General features: G+C 66.3%; 2 protein-coding genes. Both read right to left on the bottom strand.

All coding sequences use genetic code 11. The annotated features are described in order from the left end of the window. Positions 1–21: 21 nt before the first annotated feature. Positions 22–384 carry a hypothetical protein gene (locus FPZ47_RS27340; protein ID WP_144957384.1) on the bottom strand — a complete coding sequence of 121 codons (363 nt, stop codon included), beginning with the start codon at positions 382–384 and terminating at the stop codon, positions 22–24. Next, a complete protein-coding gene (locus tag FPZ47_RS27335) occupies positions 377–1645 on the bottom strand; it encodes a site-specific integrase (protein WP_144957381.1) in 1269 nt (422 codons plus the stop codon). Before FPZ47_RS27335 ends, FPZ47_RS27340 begins: the two co-directional genes overlap by 8 nt. Between the last annotated feature and the right edge of the window lie 235 nt (positions 1646–1880).

Genomic DNA, 1880 nt, shown 5'->3' with positions numbered 1-1880 from the left:
CACCCCCAGCCCGGACCGTCCTCAACTCACGTGACGCGCCACGACCCCGTCGTGCTCACCCACAGCGTCGCTCAACAGCTGGTGGCGCACACGGACCCGAGTTATCGCGGCCGGGATGTAGGCGTGCCAGCCGACGCCTTGGGCGTGCTCAACCAGTTGGCGCAGCGCCAACTCGTTGCGTCGGATCGTGGAGGACCGCAGGTGAGGGCCGTAGAGGAACCCCTCGACCGCTTCTTTGGTGATCGACCCATCCGGGTAACCCTCCCGCCGGCAGTAGTCCGCGAATTGGCGCAGGACTCGTTCTGGGACTTTGAACCGGTATCCGCCGGCGTGGCGCACAGCGACCAGGTCGGCGACCAAGTCCGTCAGCGTCGTCTCAAGCATCGTGCTCACCCGCCCCGGACGGGTCGATGACGTCTTCGACGTCCAACGCGCAACAGCGCAGCCGTCCGACGTCGAACCGAAGGTAGTAGGACTGGGTCGTATCAGTTGAGGCGTGTCCCAATACCGCCGAGATCACCGGCATCGGCGTGCCGTTGCCGATCATGGCCACTGCCAGCGCGCCACGCAGGGAGTGCATCCCGCAGACCTGTCCGGGTGAGAACGCGATCCCGGCGCGGGCGGCGTGTCGCGAGAGCCGGGAGGCGACCGATGAGGCAGACCCGAACGTGTCGAACGGGTGACGGTGTTTGACGAACACCTTCGGGCAGGCGGTGTCGGGGCGGCCGCCCCGGATGTAGTCGATGATCGCCCAGCCGACGTCGGCCAGCAGTGGCAGCCTCAACGGTCGGCCCGTCTTGTGCTGAACGATCGTGATCTGCTTGGCCCGCCAGTCCAGGTTCCTCAACTCCATGTGACGCAGATCCGAGATCCGAAGCCCCAGCCGAGCGGTCGCCAGGATCATCGCGTAATCACGTTTACCGGTGGCCGAGGCGCGGTCAATCACGGCCAGCACCCGCCGGATCTCGTCTGCGGTCCACAGATGCGGCTCGGACTCGTGGCGGACGTGCCGGTGCGGCGGCAGCCGATCCGCCAGACCCTGCGGTGTCTTGCCCGCAGCGGCCGAAAAGACCAAAAAGTCCGCCAGACACGACCTCATTGACGCAATCGTCTTGCGCCGCAAGCCACGTTGATGCACCAAGAAGCCCGACACGTCGCGCACACCCAGCACCGCCAGGTTGTCGGCGCCCACCTCGTGCAGGTAGCCCAAGAACCGGCTGACCGCCTTGTCCTTGGCGATCAAAGTCGCCTCGGCATTGCCGCGCCGATGGCACGAAGCGAGGTAGTCGTCCCTGAGCGCACGGAACTTCACCGGACAGCCGTCCGCGGGCGCAATGGCCGACCGATCAACCTCGACCGTCCGACCAGCCAGCGCCTCGGCCATCAACAGCACCGGCCGACGGACCGCCGAGACATCCCTGTCCCTGACCGACTGCCGCAACGACCCCAACCTGACCCCGGTCTGGTTGCTGATGAAGTCGATACACACCTGCTCGCTGGCCGTGTCCAGGCCGCGCCCCGCCAAAAAGACCGCGAACCGATCCAGTACGACCTGGTGGCGTCGGACGGTGCCCTCAGCCCTGCCAGCCTCGCGCAACACCGCCAACACAGCGCCGACGGCGGCCCTGACATCTGCGTCTCCCATGAGAATCACCTCTGCATCCGGTAGTGCAATGAACAAAGAAGCGATTCTTCGCCGATACCGGCTGCGGCCGACGCCGTCGAAGGCCGGTCCACGGCGCCCTACCGGCCGGCTCGACACACTGGCACGCTGACCCCAACAGCCGCCAGGATTATGTAGAAGAAACCACCACCGGTACCGTCCCCACCAGCCGAATCACCCTGGCAGGGCGCATAACCCGGCCGTCCGCATAATGGCG

The sequence above is a fragment of the Mycobacterium helveticum genome (genome assembly GCF_007714205.1).
Taxonomy (GTDB): Bacteria; Actinomycetota; Actinomycetes; order Mycobacteriales; family Mycobacteriaceae; genus Mycobacterium; species Mycobacterium helveticum.
Note: the sequence above shows the minus strand (reverse complement) of the source record. Positions and strands in the feature narration are given on the sequence as shown.

Bases quoted from the DNA above. Each gene is read 5' to 3' on its own strand.
- FPZ47_RS27340 (WP_144957384.1), bottom strand. From the start codon at position 384: ATGCTTGAGACGACGCTGACGGACTTGGTCGCCGACCTGGTCGCTGTG.
- FPZ47_RS27335 (WP_144957381.1), bottom strand. From the start codon at position 1,645: ATGGGAGACGCAGATGTCAGGGCCGCCGTCGGCGCTGTGTTGGCGGTG.